We start from the raw sequence: 16,673 nt of genomic DNA, 5'->3' as shown, positions 1-16,673 counted from the left end.
GCCTGCGTGTAGGGGTGGGTCGGGTGCTCGTAGATCTCCGTGTCCGTACCGATCTCGGCCAGGCCGGGATCACCCGGCCCGCCCACCCGACCCACGCCAGGAGTACCGGTACGGAGGGCCGGCCATGCGGGACGTTCCGGCGGCGAGCAGTCCTCATCGCCGCCGTCACCGGCCGAGCACTGCAGTGGTACGGCCCGGAAACCGGCAAGTGAAAGGGGGCCGAGCGCCGGCCGCTCCGAGGATGCGCGCTGGAGCTGGTGCTCGGCCTCGTCTTCGGTGTCGTCCTGCCCTTCGTGGTGATCGAGCTCGTACGGTTCAGGCTGCTGGGCGCCGAGCCCAAGCTTCAGCCGCTGCTGCCCCTGGCCATCGGCGTGACCTTGTACGCCCTGTGCCACCTCACGCACGCCAACCCCTACCTCGCCGCGTTCTCCGCGGGAGCGGTGCTCACCGCGCGGTCGCTGGAGGCGAAGGAGGCGTTCGAGCCGCTCGGCGAGGCGCTGGCGGAGCTGGCCAAGTTCGCCGCGCTCCTGGTCTTCGGAGCGCTTCTGACGCCACAGCTGTTCGGCGACCTGTCCTTCGGCGGCTACGTCACCGTCGTGCTCGCGATCGTGCTGATCAGGCCGGCCTCGCTGCTGCTGTCGCTGCTCGGCACCCGGTTCACCCGGCAGGAGAAGCTGGTCGCCGCCTGGTTCGGGCCGAAGGGCTTCGCCTCCGTCGTGTATGGCCTGCTGGTGCTCCAGGCCGGGATCCCGCAAGGCGAGGAGGCGTTCACCCTGATCGCCGTGTGCATCGCCTTCTCGATCGTCGCCCACAGCTCCACCGACGTGCCGATCGCCCGTCTCTTCAAGGTCGAGGACATCGCCGGCATCCCTGGCGACGAATCGGCTCCCGTCACCGCCGGTGAAGCCCGCTGATCGTCAGCCGAGTCCGCTGACCGGGAAGGCGGGAGAGAATCACTCAACAGAGACGGACGAGGACGGACGGGTGACCGAGCGCGTAAGTCCGGCCGTCCCTACCTCCTGCCAGCTGACGGCTCCCGCAGTCGGCCAGGGGAAGAGGAGCGGGCATGAGGGGAAATAATCGCGTCTTGCGTCTGCTGGAAGGACTGTGCGCGGTCATCGCGCTGCTCTACGCGGCGCTCTTCGTGCTGTTCACCAACTACGATGCCCTGCCGGTCGCCTATGAGAACGGCGACCTCACCTCGACGATCGCGGTCTTCACGGGGGCGTGCGTCGGCTGGCTGGGCCTGCGCGTGGTCCGCTCCCCTCGCCACTCTCCCTTGCTGATCATTGGCGCGTGCGCCGTCTGTCTGGTGACCGTGATGTGGTGGACGACCCTCCCCACTGCGGAGGTGCAGAACACCACGCCCACCCCGGGCACCGGGAGCTCCCGGCACCCGCAGGCCCCCAACGGCGATCCCGGCACCGCGCCCTCTCCGGCCCCACCCACTGCCAGACCGTAATCAGCCTCGAGTGGAGCCTCGGCGCCCGCCTCGCCCGGGAGCGGGTGTGGATGCCGCATCTCAGTCCGCGTCGCCGCCCGGCGCCGGCCGTGCGGCGTGCCGGGCCGTGGAGGTCATGGCCAGGTGTCGCGGGTCGCTCGCCCGGTTGATCGCCGTCTCGACGGCGGCGATCCGGTCGGCCAGGAGACCGAGGGCGGAGACGGCCCGGGCGAGTTGGTCGTCCTCGGACCCGCCGAGGGACTGGGCTCGGACGTGGGCCGCCTTCACCTCGGTCCAGCGGGCCGACTGCTCGGCAGTGAGAGTGCCGCGCAGTTCGGCCAGCTTGAGGAGATTGGCTTCGGCTCCGGTGGTGAGGGTCTGAGCTTCGGCCCGGTACTGGTCCTCGATCAGCGCGGCCAGTTCGTCTTCGTTCATGACGGGCTGCACGCGTTGGGCGATCTTGTTCATGGTGCGGTAGGAGCCCTGGAGCCGGAAGGGCGGTTCCGTGCGGGTCGTGTCCGGCTGGGCCGCCGAGGCGATGTAGGCCGCGTTCACGGCCAGGACCGTTTCCCGGGCGGTGAGCAGGTGACGCAGTACGGCCAGGATTCGCTCCAGTTCCGCTGGGGCGTATGGGTGCGTCAGGCGGTCCGCTCGCGCCGCCGGGTCGTGCTGCGCGAGGCCGATCAGCAGGTCGAGGTCGGCGCGGTCGCGGCCGGCGAGCGGGGCGAGGACGGGGTTGGCGGTGAGGGCGTTCTCGATGAAGCTGAGCGCGAAGACGTCGTCCTTGCCGGTCAGGACATCGCCGAGGTTCCACACATCGGCACGGTTGGCGAGCATGTCGGGCACCTGGAAGCGGCTGCCGGACTCGGTGTAGGGGTTGCCGGCCATGCAGACGGCGAAGCGTTTGCCGCGCAGGTCGTACGTGCGCGGTTCGCCGTCCCGCACGCCCTCGATGCGGCGGGTGGCGTCGCAGAGGGGGATGAACTTCTGGAGCAGTTCGGGCGAGGTGTGCTGGATGTCGTCCAGGTAGAGGAGGGTGTTGTTGCCTGCCGCCAACGCGAAGTTGATCTTCTCGACCTCCTGGCGGGCAGTGGCGTTCGGGGCCTCGGCAGGGTCGAGCGAGGTGACGGTGTGGCCGAGTGCCGGGCCGTCGACCTTGACCAGGATCATGCCGAGCCGGTCGGCGACGTACTCCATGAGGGTCGTCTTGCCGTAGCCGGGCGGGGAGATGAGCAGGAGCAGGCCACCGGAGTCGGTGCGCTTGGACTCGCCGGTGGTGCCGAGCTGCTTGGCGAGGCTGTTGCCGATGAGCGGCAGGTACACCTCGTCGATGAGTCCGCTGCGTACGAACGCCGACATCACACGCGGCCGGTACTCGCCCAGGCGGAGACGGACACGTTCGGCGTCCACCAGGGCTGTGCGGCGCTGCTGGTAGGCGCGGTGGCCGGGTACGTCTCGGGTGCGGAAACGCCGTGTGCGGGCAAGGAGTTCGTCGACGCGGACCGTGAGGGCACGGCCGGTGATGCGGGGGTGGGTGCCGAGCAGGCCCGTTACGGTCTGCGTGAGCGGCGCGTCGGACTCGTAACGGGGCAGGCCGGGGCAGAGTTCGGCGGTCACCGCCTCGGCGAGGTCACCTGGGGTGAGGTCGGTGCCGGTGGCGCTGGTGTACGCCGTCAGCCATGCCTCGACCAGTTGCGCGCGGGCGGCCGGGTCGGTGAGGGCGGTGAGGTCGTCGTCGTAGGCCGAGGTGCCCACGGTGCGGCGGAACTTCTCCAGCAGGGTGCGGGTGCCGGTGCTGATGACGAAGCCGGGCGGGCCACTGGTCAGCTCTTCGAAGAGGTACGTGGCCGCCGCTTCTCCGCCTGCTACGTCCGCCAGCTCCCGTTGCAGGTCGGCGATGGCGGGTGCCAGGCCGAAGGTGTCCCGGGCCCGGGCGAGGGACACCGCGCGCCGGGTCCAGCTCTGGCGCTCCCCGTCCGTCGTGCCGTGCGCCCAGAACATCTGGGCGGCTGCTCGCGCGGCCGGCTCGTGCCGCAGCGGACCGGCGCCCTCGTGCAGGCGCAGGAGCGCGGTGAGGATCGCTGTCGCGTCGTGGTCGTGGACCCCGCGCTCGTAGCCCTCGTCGTACGCCGCCTCGGCGGCCTGCCGCACGAGGGCGGGCAGGTCGGCCTCCGCCAGTGCCTGGGGACCGTGTTCGTCCAGCAGGCGGGCGGCGAGGTGCTCGGCCCGGTAGACCTCGGGTGACTCCGAGGGCAGGGGACGCTCCCAGTACGGGCGGGTGGCGGTGAAGTCGGGATCCGTGACCGGGGAGCGGTAGTCGGTGCCGGTCAGGGCGAAGGCGAGGGTGTCGCCGTGCGGGACGAGGGTGAGGTCGAGGGGCTGGGTGTTGACGGCGAAGCGGTGGGTGCCGAGGCGGATCGTGCGGCCGTCGTCGGTGTACAGGTCGGTGCGGTCGCGCAGGGCCCGGAGCGCCTCCTGGCGGGCGGCCTTGAGGCGGCCGTCGAGCTCCTCGGCCCTCACTTGGTCGCCGAGGTCGCGCAGTTCGTCGGCGATGCGGCGGACCTTGGCGGGCATCGGGTCGGAGGTGAAGTACGTCGCGACGGCGTCCGTGTCCGGCTGGGCGGCGGCCCGGCGGGCGACGGTCCGCAGGACGCGGGCCGCCGAGTCGGCCAGGCGTTCGGCGCGCCGGGCGCGGGCGTCGGCGAGGGTCTGCTTGCGGGCGGAGAACGCCTCGTGGATCTCGTCGCGCTTGTCGGCGAGAGTGGTGAGGAAGTCGTCGAACTCGGCGAACCGGGACTCCAGGTTCTCCACCTGTACGAGCAGGCGGGCGAGCTGCTCGTCGCAAGCCTCCGGGCTGTCGGCGGCGGTGAGCGCGCCGGTGACGGACTGGCCGAGCAGGGCGAGTTCGGCGGCGAACTCAGCCCGTCCCTCCCGGTCGAGGAGCTCGCGGCGACGGCCGTCGAGGGCGGCGCGGGCACGGTTGACGCCGCCGAGGACCTCGGCGATGCGCTCCAGGATCGCGGTGCGGACGGTGGCGTCGGCAATGTCGAGACCGGCGACGACCTCGGTCACCGTGCGCAGCTCATCGGTGAGTTCGTCCGTGCGGGCTGCGATGGGCGCCGCCTCGGCCACGGTGGCGATCTCCCCGGCATCGGCGACGAGTTGCTCGACCTGCCCATGGTGATCGGCGAAGGCGTCCTGGCGGGCGAGGTGCGCCACGGCGCGCCGGCCGAAGGCGGCGAGGTCGGACTCGGTGTCCGCGGCCAGTTCGTCGATGCGGGCGGTGTCCGCGTACCGCATGTCCTTGAGGGTGAGCAGATGGCCCTGCGCGCGGCGCAGCTCGGTCAACCCGGTCACCCAGCCTGCCGCGCCGCGTGGGGCCTCGCCCCGCAGCCGTCGTACGACCTCGGCGACCCGCGCGGCGGCTTCGGCGAGCGTGTCCTCGGCCTGCCGGGTGAGGGCCTGGACGGTCTCGAACTCGGCCAGGACCTGTTGGGCCGTGTCGCGGAGTTGAGCCAGCGGAGTGTGGAGGTCGCCGAGTTCGGGGTCGGCCAGCCAGTGGTGGGTGTCCGCCGCCCGGGCGCAGGCGGCCAGCAGTGCCTCGTACACCTCGCTCGTGGGGGCCGTATAGGCGACGGCTCCGGTGATGGAGAGGCAGTCGGAGATGCCGCGCACGAGGTCGGCGTTGCCGATGCGTGCCAGGGGACCGGTGCCGACCGGCTGGGCGGCGGCGTGGGTGTCCGAGACGTACGGGGAGTTCCACAGCTGCACGGGGTGGACGCGCTGCGGTTCCCCGGCGTCGGCCCGGAGGATCGCGAGCGCGCCGTCGTCGAAGAGCGCCCAGCCTTGGCACGGGAGGGGGTTGGCCATCTCCTTGCGGATCGTGTTGTACGGCAGGAGGAGGCTGCGGCCCTCCACGCGTGCGTGGAAGGCGTAGAGCACGTCCTCGCCGTTCGGAGAGCGGATCTCTCGCTCGAACTCAAGGTCTGCCGTGTCGAGTTCGTACGTCTTGTGGCTGCCGGTGGCCAGGCAGTAGCCGCCAGGGAAGACGATTCCCTGGTCCTCGGGCAGGCGGCGGCACGCCCGGCCGATGCCGTCGAGGCGGACGACGGTTCTGGTGAGGGTGTTGAACACCAGGTGGCGGTCGGTGTCCTCCTTGTAGGGGCGGACGCGCAGGAGGATCAGGGCGCCCACCCGCGCGTGGGCGATGTCCGCGTCCGCGAGGGCCTGAAGTGGCTCGTCGACGGGCTCGGTGTGAACGCCTTCTGCCGTCTCGGTGTCGTCGTCGGCCTTGACGGTCAGCACACCGCCGACCGTGGAGACGAACACCTCGCCGTGGATGGAGACGAGCGGGTGCCGTCCGAGGACGTGGTCCTCGCGCGTGCTGTCGGTCCATTCGACGTCGTGGGACGGGGGGAGGACGTGGTCGCGATCGCCCCGCGCGTCGAGGAAGGTGGCCCGTCCGCTGTCGGGGAGGGCCCAGCGCAGCACCCGCGTGTCGTCCGCCTTCTCACCGGTCTGGAAGACGGCGAGCAGCTTGCCCTCGGTGCGCAGGAGCCGGAGCAGGCGGGCGTGGCGGTAGTAACGGTGCAGGGCGGCGAACTCCCGGACGAAGGCGGGGTCGTCGAGCAGGCCGGGGACGGCGTCGTCGGGCAGCCGTTCCAGGTTGCGGTCGTACAGGGCAAGGACGTCGCCGACGCGTGTGTCGGCCTCCCGGCTCGGGACCGCGTTGCAGCTGGACAGCAGCACCTCACCCACCGCGACGACGTCCCGGGGCACCGCCGCGTGCTCGGTGCGCAGTCGCTTCGTGCCGGCGAGCTCGAACCGCGTCGAGCCGAACTCCTCGCTCCGGCGGGCGTTGAGCGCCTCGGCGCGCCGGGCCAGTTCGGCGGCCTGGGCGGTGAGGCGGTCGCGCAGCACCTCGTACGTGCCCCTGTCCACGGGGTCGTACGTGCCGGCGTCCGGGACGGTCGTCATGGCATGCCTCTCGGGAAGTCGGGGAACGTGGTCCGGAGCCGCCGTCCCCTGTGCGGCGGCTCCGGACCGAAGGGGCGGGTCAGGCGCGGGCGGCACTGCCGTTCAGGGTGGTGAGCGGCTTGTCCGCCAGGCCCAGCTCGCCGGCCCTGTCGAGCAGCTGCTGGAGCTGCCCCGAGTCGGCCCCGCCGGTCTTCATCAGCTTCATCAGCAGCGCCGAGACCGTCAGGTTCTGGACGTCGGCCGTGGTGACCGAGCCGAGGATGCGGCCCAGGTCGTCGGTGAAGCTGGAGGTGCCGTCCAGCCAGGGCCGGGCCAGGGCCTGCGCTGTCTCGGAGTGCTGGACGAACCCGTCGACGCCCTTGCCGAGTGCGATCGAGGACATCAGCCGGTCGAAGAAGACCGACTCGCCGCCGACGATGCTGATGTCGGCGCTCTCCAGGCCGGTGGCGAGCACCGTGGCCTGCGCCTCGGCGACCTGCCGCTGCACGTCGAGGCCCGCGAGGCGGATCTCCTTGTCCGCCTGCACGCGCAGCCGGTACTCCTCATGGCCGCGCGAGGCGTCGTCGAGGGCGGCCATGGCCGCGGCCTTCTGGGTCAGGCCCTCGGCCTCGGCCTTGAGCTTCTCGCCGATGGCCGCGGCGTCCGCGAGTGCCTGGGCCTGCGCGCCTTCGGCCTCCGCCCGGAGCCGGGCCTCGGTGGCGGCGGCTTCAGCGCGGCCGGCCTTCTCGATGACGTCGGCTTCCTTGTCACGGACCTGGACGGCCGCGAGCCCTTCGGCAGCCGCCTCGGCCTGGATACCCTCGGCGAGGCGGAGCTTGGCCTGGGCGTCGAGGTCGGCCGTCTTCAACCGGGCCTGTGCCAGCGTCAGTTCCTCGGACGCACGGTGCGTGGCGGCCTGCTCGGCGGCTTCGGCGGCCTTGATGTCCTTGACCAGCTTCTCCTGCGCCTCTGCTTCGACGGCGATGATCAGCGTCTGCCGCTGCCGCTCCGCCTCCTCCACGGCCCGCAGCTTCTTGATGGACTCCTCCTGCTCGGCGACCGTGCGGTCCACGGCGACGCGCTCGCGGATGACCTCGGCGATGTCCCGCTTCTCCGCCTCGACCTCCTTCTCGGCGGCGATCCGGGTCAGCTGCGTCTCCCGCTCCCGGCCGATGACTTCGAGGAGCCGGTCCTTCTCGATGCGCTCGTTCTCGATGGCGATGACCCGCTCGCGGTTCTTCGCGGCGACGGCCACCTCGCGGGCCTGGTTCTCGCGCTGCACGCCGAGCTTCTCCTCGGTGGCCAGGAAGGCGCCCTGGGCCCGCAGCCGCTCCTCCTCCACCACCCGTGCCGTCTCGGCCTCTTCCCGGGCCCGGACGGTCGCGATCTCCCGCTTCTGCTTGGTCTCGGCGTCGGCCTGCCGGCGCTCCAGCTCCAAGATGGCCTCGCGGGCGTCGACGTTCTGCCGCGTGATCTCCTTCTCCTCCGTGCGCTGCGCCTCGTTGGTGCGCACGTGCTCGATGACCGTCAACTCGGTGATCTTGCGGATGCCCTGGGCGTCGAGGACGTTGGACGGGTCGAGCTGGGCGACCGGCGTCTGCTCCAGGTAGTCGATCGCCGCGTCCTCCAGGTGGTAGCCGTTGAGGTCGACGCCGATGACCTCGATGATCCGGTACCGCAGTTCCTCGCGCTTGGTGTACAGGTCGGTGAAGTCCAGTTGCTTGCCGACGGTCTTCAGCGCCTCGGAGAACTTCGCGTGGAACAACTCCTGCAGCGTGTCCCGGTCGCTGGCCCGGGCGGTTCCGACGGCCTGCGCGACCTTGATGACGTCCTCGACGGTCTTGTTGACCTTGACGAAGAATGTGATCCGGATGTCGGCGCGGATGTTGTCCTGGCAGATCAGACCGTCCTTGCCGGTCCGGGTGATCTCGATGGCCTTCACCGAGATGTCCATCACCTCGGCCTTGTGCAGCACGGGCAGCACGACCTGCCCGGTGAAGGTCACGTCGACCTTCCGCAGCTTGGAGACGATCAGCGCCTTGCCCTGCTCCACCTTGCGGAACAGCAGGGAGACGAGCAGTACGGCGAGCAGGGTGACGGCGACGAGCACGCCGGCGCCCAGGAGGATGACATTCATGGCATACGTCCTTGAGGCGTGAAGGAAAACGAAGCGGGAGGGGGTTGGCGACGAAGGCCGACGGGGGTACTGCTCAGGCGGCGTGGTCCACGTGGTCGCGTGCTCGGCCGCGGCCGGACAGGCCGGGTTCGTCCGGGAAGAGCCGGTGCAGGGGACGCACGAACAGGCAGGTCAGTCGCCATGCGACGGGCAGGGCGGCGACGGGCAGGACCATGCGCAGCAGCCCGGTGGCGGCACACGGCGGCGCGCACACGGCCAGCAGGAGGACGCCCCCAACGCTGAGGAACCAGGCCACAACCGTCAGCATGGTGACGGCTACCGCCACGGGTACGCCGCCCATGCCCCAGGCACGGAGGTTCGCGTCCGCGTCGAAGGTGCCGACCGAGGTGAAACCCGCGGCGACGAGGAGCCAGAAGCACAGCAGCACGACGAGGGCGGTGGTCAGGAGGATCGTGGGCGGGCCGGTGGCGACCGCCAGCAACGTCCGCATGCCGTACCCCCTGTCTCGTCCGCACTGCCCGTCAACCGCGCCGGCGGAGCACCGCTCGCTCAGGGTTCGGTGCCGGACACCTGCCGGTGTCCGGCACCGCATTCCCCGGTAGTGCTCCCCGCAGCCCATGCTGCACCCCCGGCACACGCCCGCGCATTGCCGGTTCCCGGCAGTGTTGTCTAGGGTCTGGATGCCGGTCAGCCGCTAAGAAGCCGTCAGCGGCGCGTCAAGAACTCGGGGGAAATATGGCGGAGTTGGGGATTCCGGAGGAGTATCTGGAGGGATACGCCCAGGTACTGGCCGAGGTCGCGGCCACGGGTCGGCGCCTCACCCGGGAAGAACTCGCCTTCCGACGGGCACTCGGAGAGCAGGCGGCTGACGCCGGCCACGGGCTGCGGGCCCTGGTCAGCGCCCATCTGACCGCCGCACGCGCCGCATGGCCGGCCGGCCCCGCGTCGGTCGACAGCGTCCTGGCCGCCGTGCACCAGGCGACAGACGCCTTCGCCGAGGGCTTCGAGCGCGCCCAGCGCCAGGCCGTACGGCAGGAGGAGGCCGCACGCCGCGAGTTCATCGACGACCTCCTCTACGGCCGCAGCGACCTCGGACGCCTCGCCGAACGTGCCGAACGGTTCGGACTGCGTCTCTCCCACGCCCACGCCGTCGCCGTCGCCGAGGGCCCGACCGCCTACGAGGAGGGCGACCCCGTGCCCCGCCAGGTGGAACGCGCCCTCATCTCCCGCTTCGGCGACCGCAGCATCCTGCTCACCACCAAGGACGGCCGGCTGCTGTGCATCGCCCCCGGCCCGCAGGAGGAAGTCCTCGCCCACTTCGCGAAGCAGGCCCACGTCGCCACCGACGGCGGCCGGGTCGCCATCGGCCGCCCCCAGCCCGGCCCCGGCGGGGTCGTCCACTCCTACGAGGAGGCACTCAACGCCCTGGAACTCGCCGAGCGCCTCGAACTGGAGGACCCCGTGCTGCGGGCGGCCGACCTGCTCGTCTACCCCGTCCTCACCCGTGACCGGCAGGCCATGGCCGAACTCGTCGTCAACACCCTCGGCCCGCTCACCACGGCCCGCGGAGGCGCCCAGCCCCTCCTGGACACCCTCACCGCCTACTTCGACTCCGGCTGCGTGGCCGCCGAGGCAGCTCGCCGCCTCACCCTCAGCGTGCGGGCCCTGACCTACCGGCTGGAACGCATCCACAAGCTCACGGGCGCCAACCCGGCCGAGCCGGCCCACCGCTACATGCTGCAGACCGCGGTGATCGGAGCACGACTGCTGGACTGGCCCGCCCAGGAACTCTGACGCGCACCGCGGACGAGATCAGGTGCGGGCCACTTCGCCGGTGTCCGGCACCGAAAGTCGGAGGGATGACGTGCGGGCCCGAACCTGTCGAGTCCGCTCCGGACGGCTACGCCGAGACGACGGAGTTCGACGGGTTCAACACGTCGGCCCACAGCCATACTTGACCATGCGGGGTCATCCCGTGGTGACGTGACTCGGGAGAGGCAGCAAGCCGGTGAACAGCGACACTCAGAGTGTGAGCAAGGCCGAGGTACGGCTCAAGTGGGACCCGAGTCCCTGGAACCAGCCATCCCACCATCTCGACATCATCGCCACGACCTACTCGGCGGACGCCCCCTACGGCCCGCCCGTGTACGTCGTCCACTTCGACAGCCGCTCCCCGGACGGCACCATCAACATGGGCCGGCACAGCCAGACCGGTCAGGGTTTCGGCTACGTCGAGGTCATGACCCTGGAGCTCGATCGCCTCGCTTCCTCCTTCGCCCGGGTGGTCGTGGGCGTGGCGATCCACCAGAACAACGGCCCCAAAACCTTCGGTGACGTTTCGAACGCCGGCGTACTGGTCGTCGAGGGGTACAGGGAGCTCCTCAAAGACGACTTCACCCAGGTCTCGGGGTCCACCGCGGCGACGGTCGCGGAGTTCACCCGGGACACTTCCGGAGCCTGGACGTTTCACGAGATGGTCCGCGGCTTCGACAGCGACCCCACGGTCTTCACCGAGGAGATGGGCAACGCCCCACAGCCGTGACCCGGTGTGGTCGGGTGCGTCGTTGGTTCCGAAACGATGGGTGCAGAAAATCGTCGCCAGGAACTCTGACTCGCCCTGCGGACGAGGTCACGTGCGGGCCAGTTCGGCGGCGCCGAAGGACACGTCGAAGCGGTCGCACCAGATGCTCACGCTGGTGAACCGGGACGGGTCGACGTCGGCGGGCACGGTGTAGTTCTGACTGCCCTTGTTGCCCTTGAGCTTGCCGAGGCTCACGTACGCGCCGTCGTCGAAGACGTGCCAGCCGGCTCGCCCCTCCTTCACCGGCGCGTCGGTCAGCCACACGCGCAGATCCGGGCCGTTGCTGGTGTCGAGGTCCTCCAGCCGTACGACATGAGATCCGTCGGCGAGCCGTACGAGCTTCACCTTGCCCGAGGTGGCGTGCTCGTGGCTGATCAGTTCGCCGCCCGCCAGCGTCCGGGGCCGGGGTGCCGGGGAAGGGGACACTGACGGCGCTCCGGCCGGAGGGACCGCAGGGGCTACGGCACTGGGCAGGGCCTCCTGCACGGTTTCGTCCTGCCACAGCTTCCACGGCTGGAACCAGTACAGCCCCAAGCCGACACCGGCGAGCGCCACCACCAGCACTCCGATGACCCACGGCCTGCCCCGCGTCTTCCGTCCCTGCCCCATGCCCGCCTCGATTCCTGAGTGCTTCCTCCGCTCTATTCAACGGGGCGCGCGGGCGGCGTGTGCCCCGACGCGGATGACGGAAGTCTTACGTCGCGGCGACGCCCGCGAGCCTGGCCGCCTTTTCGATAGATGCCCGATGAACGGAACTCGGGTTCCGCATAACGGTCCGATATCGCTCGCTGGCATTTTCGGCTGTAACTGCGAGTCATGTGATCTGCATCACTAAAGACTCGGCAAAGACCGTGGTAGAACTGCGCAACTCCGCAGGTGGAACCGCTCATCACCACAGCGCGGAGCGGTCGGCATGCACCGGCATCACGACCAGGGTGATCACAATCCGCATCCGCGGAGCGCCCGACCAGCGTCGCCGATCGGACAACGGCGTTCGTTCAGAGACCGCACATCAAACCGGCGGCACCACCCCCGTGTCCCGGGCTCGCACCATCGAGGTAGCCACTGTGTCACTCGACTCCGTCACCCAAAACGTCGACGAAGCCGTCAGCGATTTCTTCGAACCCATAGCCAAGTGGCTCGGGGACATCGTCTTCTACTCGGTTCCCGTCGGCGGAACCGAACTCCCCCTCATCGTCGCCTGGCTCGTCGTCGCCGGTCTGGTCTTCACCGGCTGGTTCGGGCTCGTACAGGTCCGCAAGTTCAAACTCGCGTTCGACGTGGTGCGCGGGAAGTACGACGAGAAGGGGTCGACGGGCGAGGTCAACCACTTCCAGGCCCTGACCGCCGCCGTCTCCGGCACGGTCGGCCTCGGAAACATCGCGGGTGTGGCCGTCGCCGTCTCCATCGGCGGCCCCGGCGCCACGTTCTGGATGATCCTGTGCGGCCTGCTCGGCATGGCCACCAAGTTCGTCGAGGTCACCCTCGGCGTGAAGTACCGCGAGGTGCACGCCGACGGCACCGTCTCCGGCGGCCCGATGCACTACCTGCCCAAGGGCCTCAAGGACCGCTTCGGCAACGGCGGCGCCAAGCTCGGCAAGGTGCTCGCCGTCCTCGCCTCGATCATGATCCTCTTCTTCGGCCTGTTCGGTGGCAACCTGTTCCAGACCAACCAGAGCTACGCGCAGATCTCCTCGACCTTCGGCGGCGAGGACGGCTTCCTGGCCTCCTCCGCCGGTGCCGTCCTCTTCGGCCTGGTCGTCTCCGCGCTGGTCGGCCTGGTGCTGCTCGGCGGCATCCGCTCCATCGCCTCCGTCACCAGCCGGCTGGTGCCCGCGATGGCCGGTATCTACATCGTGGCCTGCCTGGTCGTCATCCTGGGCAACGTCACCGCGGTGCCGGGCGCCTTCCGGACCATCCTGCAGGGCGCCTTCGAGGCCGAGGGCGTCGCGGGCGGTGTGCTCGGTGCTTTGATCATCGGTTTCCAGCGCGCCGCGTTCTCCAACGAGGCCGGTCTGGGCTCGGCGCCGATCGCCCACTCCGCGGTCAAGACCAACCACCCCGCGAGCGAGGGTCTGGTCGCCCTGCTGGAGCCGTTCATCGACACGGTCGTCATCTGCACCATGACCGCGCTGACCATCGTCATCGCCGACCCGGCCAGCTGGGGCGAGGCCCGCGCCGGTGAGAGCATCGGCGGCGTCACCATCACCTCCGACGCCTTCGAGACCGTACTGCCCTGGTTCCCGGCCGTGCTCACGATCGCGGTGCTGCTGTTCGCCTTCTCCACGATCCTGACCTGGGGCTACTACGGCCTCAAGGCCTGGTCGTACCTGTTCGGCAAGAGCAAGACCAGCGAGACCGTCTTCAAGGTCATCTGGAGCCTGTTCGTCGTCCTGGGTGCCCTGATGTCCCTCGACTCGCTGATCAGCCTCGCCGACTCCGCGCTCTTCCTGCTGTCGGTCTTCAACATCATCGGCCTGTACCTGCTCGCCCCGGTCGTCAAGCGCGAGCTCAACTCCTTCCTGGAGTTCGTCCGCGCCCGCAAGGCCGGCGAGATCAGCGACGACGGCGACGAAGACCAGGAGTCGGTGAAGACCACCGTCTGACCGCCCCCCGGCGGCCCGGCTCCTGTACGGGCCCGTACCCACCTCGCGCCTTGGTGGGTACGGGCCCGTACGTCTGCCGCCACGACCGACGACCGACGAATAGCCGCCTACTACGACCGGCCGCCGAGCTCCGCACGGTCGCGTCGCCGGTCGAGGTAGCCGATGGCCGGGGTCGCCATGACGCCGTGCAGCACCACCGAGATCACCACAGTGAGGGCCACGATGGCCCACAGCTCCCGCTCCAAGCCGCCGAAGGAGTCCTGCCCCAGGGCGTAGGACAGGTAGAACAGCGAACCGATCCCCCGGATCCCGAACAGAGCGACCACGCCACGCTCCTTCTTCTCCATGGCGGTCCGTGCCTGCGCCAGCCACCCCGAGAGCGGCCGTACGACCAGCAGCACCAGGGCACCGACGACCGCGCCCGCCCACGTCAGGGCGGACAGGGCGCCGTCCACCAGGTATCCGCCCAGCAGGAACAGCAGCACGGCCGTGAGCAGCCGTTCGATCTGCTCGGTGAACTCGTGCAGCACCTTGTGATAACCGTGGCTGCGCTCGGCGGCCCGGATGACGCAGGCCGTCACGAACACGGACAGGAAGCCGTAGCCGTGGAGCACCTCGGCGATGCCGTAGGACACGAAGGTGGCTCCCAGCGCCACGAAGCCCTCCATGTGCTCGGACAGCCGCAGCACCGACGTACGTACCCGGAAGAACATCCACCCCAGCAGCCAGCCGACACCGCCCCCGACGGCCAGCCCGACAGCGCACTTGCCCAGCAGGTCGGTCAGCGCCCACGAACCGATCCAGTCCGCCGACCACCCCGTCCCAGCCGCCGCGGCAAGGGCGATGGCCGCGTAGACGAACGGAAAGGCGAGCCCGTCGTTCAACCCCGCCTCGCTGGTCAGGGAGAACCGCACCTCGTCCTCGTCTCGCTCAGTGCCGAGCGGCTCGCCCACGCGCACCTCACCGGCCAGCACGGGATCCGTGGGCGCGAGCACGGCGCCCAGCAGCAGGGCGGCGGCGGGCGGCCAGTCCAGCAGCCCCCAGGCCAGCAGGGCGACGACCGCCACGGTCAGCGGCATCGTGACACCCAGCAGCCGCCACGTCGTGGACCACCGGCGCCACGCGAAGGGCCGGTCGATGGCGAGCCCGGCGCCCATCAGCGACACGATCACGCACACCTCGGTGGTGTGTTCGACCCACAGCCGATCACGCACGGGGTCCACGGCCGGCACGCCCACCGGCAGGAGCTCGATGAGAACCCCCGCGGCGAGGAAGACCATGGGCAGGGACAGCGGCCGCTTGGAGACCACCCGGGGCAGCACGGCCGCGCCCAGGGCCCCCAGGCCCAGACAGACGTAGACCACGTCCGAAAGCGTCACTATGACCCTCCTGCCAGACGCGATCTTCTCCCAGGTCAGGTGTGTACCCCGTTCCCCCCGATGCCTCGCCCGAGTGCGTCACCGGGCTCGCTGCCTGCCTGGTTGCGACGGAAGAGGTGGGGGGTGGGCCGACGGACCCGCTCCGGCTAGGGTGTGAAGAACGCGTCAATGAGACGCGGGGTGTGCCGGGAAGTCTGGTCGGCGTCCGCAGGGACGTGTGCCCTTTTCGCCGACGCCCGGAGGTTCGCCGCCTTGGCCGCCACCCCGCCCCGCAACTCGTTCCTCGGTCTTCTCCCCTGGCCCGAACGACAGGCAGTGGCCCGGGCCCTGCGCACCGAGACGGTGGGCGGCCTCGTCCTGCTGGCCGCCGCGGTGGTCGCGCTGGTGTGGGCGAACACCCCGCTCAGCAGCGCTTACACCACCATCCGCGACTTCCACTTCGGGATACCCGCACTGGGCCTGGACCTCTCGGTCGGCCACTGGACGTCGGACGGCCTGCTGACCGTCTTCTTCCTGGTCGCCGGGATCGAGCTGAAGCGGGAACTGGTCGTCGGCTCTCTGCGCACCCTGGCGACGGCCGCGTTGCCGGTCATCGCCGCCGTGTGCGGCATGGCCGTACCCGCCGCCTTCTACGCCGTCACGGTCGCGACCGGCGGGGGCAGCATGGACGGCTGGGCGGTGCCGATGGCCACCGACATCGCCTTCGCCCTGGCGGTCCTTGCGGTCATCTCCACCCATCTGCCCACCGCCCTGCGGGCCTTCCTGCTGACCCTCGCGGTCGTCGACGACCTCGGCGCGATTCTGATCATCGCCCTCTTCTTCACCTCGGACCTGAACTACTGGGCCTTGGCGGGGGCGGTCGCCGGGCTTGTGGTCTTCTACGTGCTGCAGCGGCGACGGGTGCGGGGCTGGTGGTGGTACGTACCGCTCGGAGTGGTGATCTGGGCGCTTCTCTACAACGGCGGCATCCACGCCACCGTCGCGGGAGTCGCCATGGGCCTGATCCTGCGTACCGTCCGCGACAAGGACGAGAAGGCATCACCCGCAGAACGCACCGGACATCTGCTGCACCCGCTGTCCGCCGGCCTGTGCGTGCCCTTGTTCGCGCTGTTCGCCGCCGGGGTCAGCGTCTCCGGCGACGCACTGGGCAAGGTGTTCACCACCCCCGAACCCCTCGGCGTGATCCTCGGCCTGGTCGCGGGCAAGATCCTCGGCATCTTCGCCGGCACCTACCTCGCCGCCCGCTTCACCCGAGCTCGGCTCAACCCGGACCTGGCCTGGGCCGACGTCCTCGCTCTGGCGACCCTGGCCGGAATCGGCTTCACCGTCGCCCTGCTCATCGGCGAGCTGGCCTTCCCCGGCACGGCCGTCGGCGAACACGTCAAGGCCGCCGTCCTGATCGCCTCGCTCACCGCCGCCCTGCTGGCCACCGTGCTCCTGCGACGCAGGAACGCCGTCTACCGGCGCCTGTACGAGGAGGAGAACCTCGACGAGGACGCCGACGGCATCCCCGACGTCTACCAGCGCTCCAGCAGCATATGACCTGGTTGCCCGACGATGATTCCGGCCAGGA

Annotated in this window: 10 protein-coding genes and 1 pseudogene; 6 read left to right on the top strand and 5 right to left on the bottom strand. The window is 70.3% G+C overall.

Annotation, left to right across the window (positions count from 1 at the left end):
- Positions 1-245 precede the first annotated feature (245 nt).
- Both ABZ192_RS00710 and ABZ192_RS00705 read left to right on the top strand, forming a co-directional pair.
- A pseudogene (locus ABZ192_RS00710) lies at positions 246-914 on the top strand (cation:proton antiporter); the annotation flags it as partial.
- 173 nt (positions 915-1,087) lie between these two features.
- Positions 1,088-1,462 (top strand): hypothetical protein, encoded by a 375-nt coding sequence (locus ABZ192_RS00705; RefSeq protein ID WP_356922362.1) that lies wholly within the window; start codon positions 1,088-1,090, stop codon positions 1,460-1,462.
- Positions 1,463-1,522: 60 nt separating this feature from the next.
- Here the strand turns inward: ABZ192_RS00705 and ABZ192_RS00700 are convergent, their stop codons facing one another.
- The 3 genes from ABZ192_RS00700 to ABZ192_RS00690 form a co-directional block, all read right to left on the bottom strand.
- Positions 1,523-6,418, bottom strand: a complete 4,896-nt coding sequence (locus ABZ192_RS00700) for a DNA repair ATPase (RefSeq protein WP_356922361.1) — start codon at positions 6,416-6,418, stop codon at positions 1,523-1,525.
- A gap of 79 nt (positions 6,419-6,497) precedes the next feature.
- On the bottom strand, positions 6,498-8,534 hold the full coding sequence (locus ABZ192_RS00695) for a flotillin family protein (RefSeq protein WP_356922360.1): 2,037 nt from the start codon (positions 8,532-8,534) through the stop codon (positions 6,498-6,500).
- Between the two features lie 73 nt (positions 8,535-8,607).
- Complete coding sequence (locus ABZ192_RS00690) at positions 8,608-9,024, bottom strand: hypothetical protein (protein ID WP_356922359.1); 417 nt, start codon at positions 9,022-9,024, stop codon at positions 8,608-8,610.
- Between the two features lie 245 nt (positions 9,025-9,269).
- Here ABZ192_RS00690 and ABZ192_RS00685 point away from each other — a divergent pair, with 245 nt between their 5' ends.
- The gene (locus tag ABZ192_RS00685) at positions 9,270-10,328 is read left to right on the top strand and encodes a helix-turn-helix domain-containing protein (protein ID WP_356922358.1); all 1,059 of its coding nucleotides are present in this window, start codon (positions 9,270-9,272) and stop codon (positions 10,326-10,328) included.
- A gap of 214 nt (positions 10,329-10,542) precedes the next feature.
- On the top strand, positions 10,543-11,076 hold the full coding sequence (locus tag ABZ192_RS00680; protein ID WP_356922357.1) for a TerD family protein: 534 nt from the start codon (positions 10,543-10,545) through the stop codon (positions 11,074-11,076).
- An 87-nt stretch (positions 11,077-11,163) separates the two neighbouring features.
- Here ABZ192_RS00680 and ABZ192_RS00675 read toward each other — a convergent pair whose 3' ends face one another.
- Positions 11,164-11,724 carry a DM13 domain-containing protein gene (locus ABZ192_RS00675; RefSeq protein ID WP_356922356.1) on the bottom strand — a complete coding sequence of 187 codons (561 nt, stop codon included), beginning with the start codon at positions 11,722-11,724 and terminating at the stop codon, positions 11,164-11,166.
- A 458-nt stretch (positions 11,725-12,182) separates the two neighbouring features.
- Here ABZ192_RS00675 and ABZ192_RS00670 point away from each other — a divergent pair, with 458 nt between their 5' ends.
- Complete coding sequence (locus ABZ192_RS00670) at positions 12,183-13,721, top strand: alanine/glycine:cation symporter family protein (RefSeq protein ID WP_356922355.1); 1,539 nt, start codon at positions 12,183-12,185, stop codon at positions 13,719-13,721.
- Between the two features lie 110 nt (positions 13,722-13,831).
- On the opposite strand, the gene ABZ192_RS00665 is transcribed toward ABZ192_RS00670, so the two are convergent.
- Positions 13,832-15,100 carry a cation:proton antiporter gene (locus ABZ192_RS00665; protein WP_356922354.1) on the bottom strand — a complete coding sequence of 423 codons (1,269 nt, stop codon included), beginning with the start codon at positions 15,098-15,100 and terminating at the stop codon, positions 13,832-13,834.
- A 252-nt stretch (positions 15,101-15,352) separates the two neighbouring features.
- Here ABZ192_RS00665 and nhaA point away from each other — a divergent pair, with 252 nt between their 5' ends.
- On the top strand, positions 15,353-16,642 hold the full coding sequence (nhaA, locus tag ABZ192_RS00660; protein ID WP_356922353.1) for a Na+/H+ antiporter NhaA: 1,290 nt from the start codon (positions 15,353-15,355) through the stop codon (positions 16,640-16,642).
- The last annotated feature ends 31 nt before the right edge of the window (positions 16,643-16,673 follow it).

Source organism: Streptomyces sp. NPDC006235, from assembly GCF_040613735.1.
GTDB lineage: Bacteria > Actinomycetota > Actinomycetes > Streptomycetales > Streptomycetaceae > Streptomyces.
Note: the sequence above shows the minus strand (reverse complement) of the source record. Positions and strands in the feature narration are given on the sequence as shown.

Bases quoted from the DNA above. Each gene is read 5' to 3' on its own strand.
- ABZ192_RS00695 (WP_356922360.1), bottom strand. From the start codon at position 8,534: ATGAATGTCATCCTCCTGGGCGCCGGCGTGCTCGTCGCCGTCACCCTG.
- ABZ192_RS00675 (WP_356922356.1), bottom strand. From the start codon at position 11,724: ATGGGGCAGGGACGGAAGACGCGGGGCAGGCCGTGGGTCATCGGAGTG.
- ABZ192_RS00690 (WP_356922359.1), bottom strand. From the start codon at position 9,024: ATGCGGACGTTGCTGGCGGTCGCCACCGGCCCGCCCACGATCCTCCTG.
- ABZ192_RS00700 (WP_356922361.1), bottom strand. From the start codon at position 6,418: ATGACGACCGTCCCGGACGCCGGCACGTACGACCCCGTGGACAGGGGC.
- ABZ192_RS00685 (WP_356922358.1), top strand. From the start codon at position 9,270: ATGGCGGAGTTGGGGATTCCGGAGGAGTATCTGGAGGGATACGCCCAG.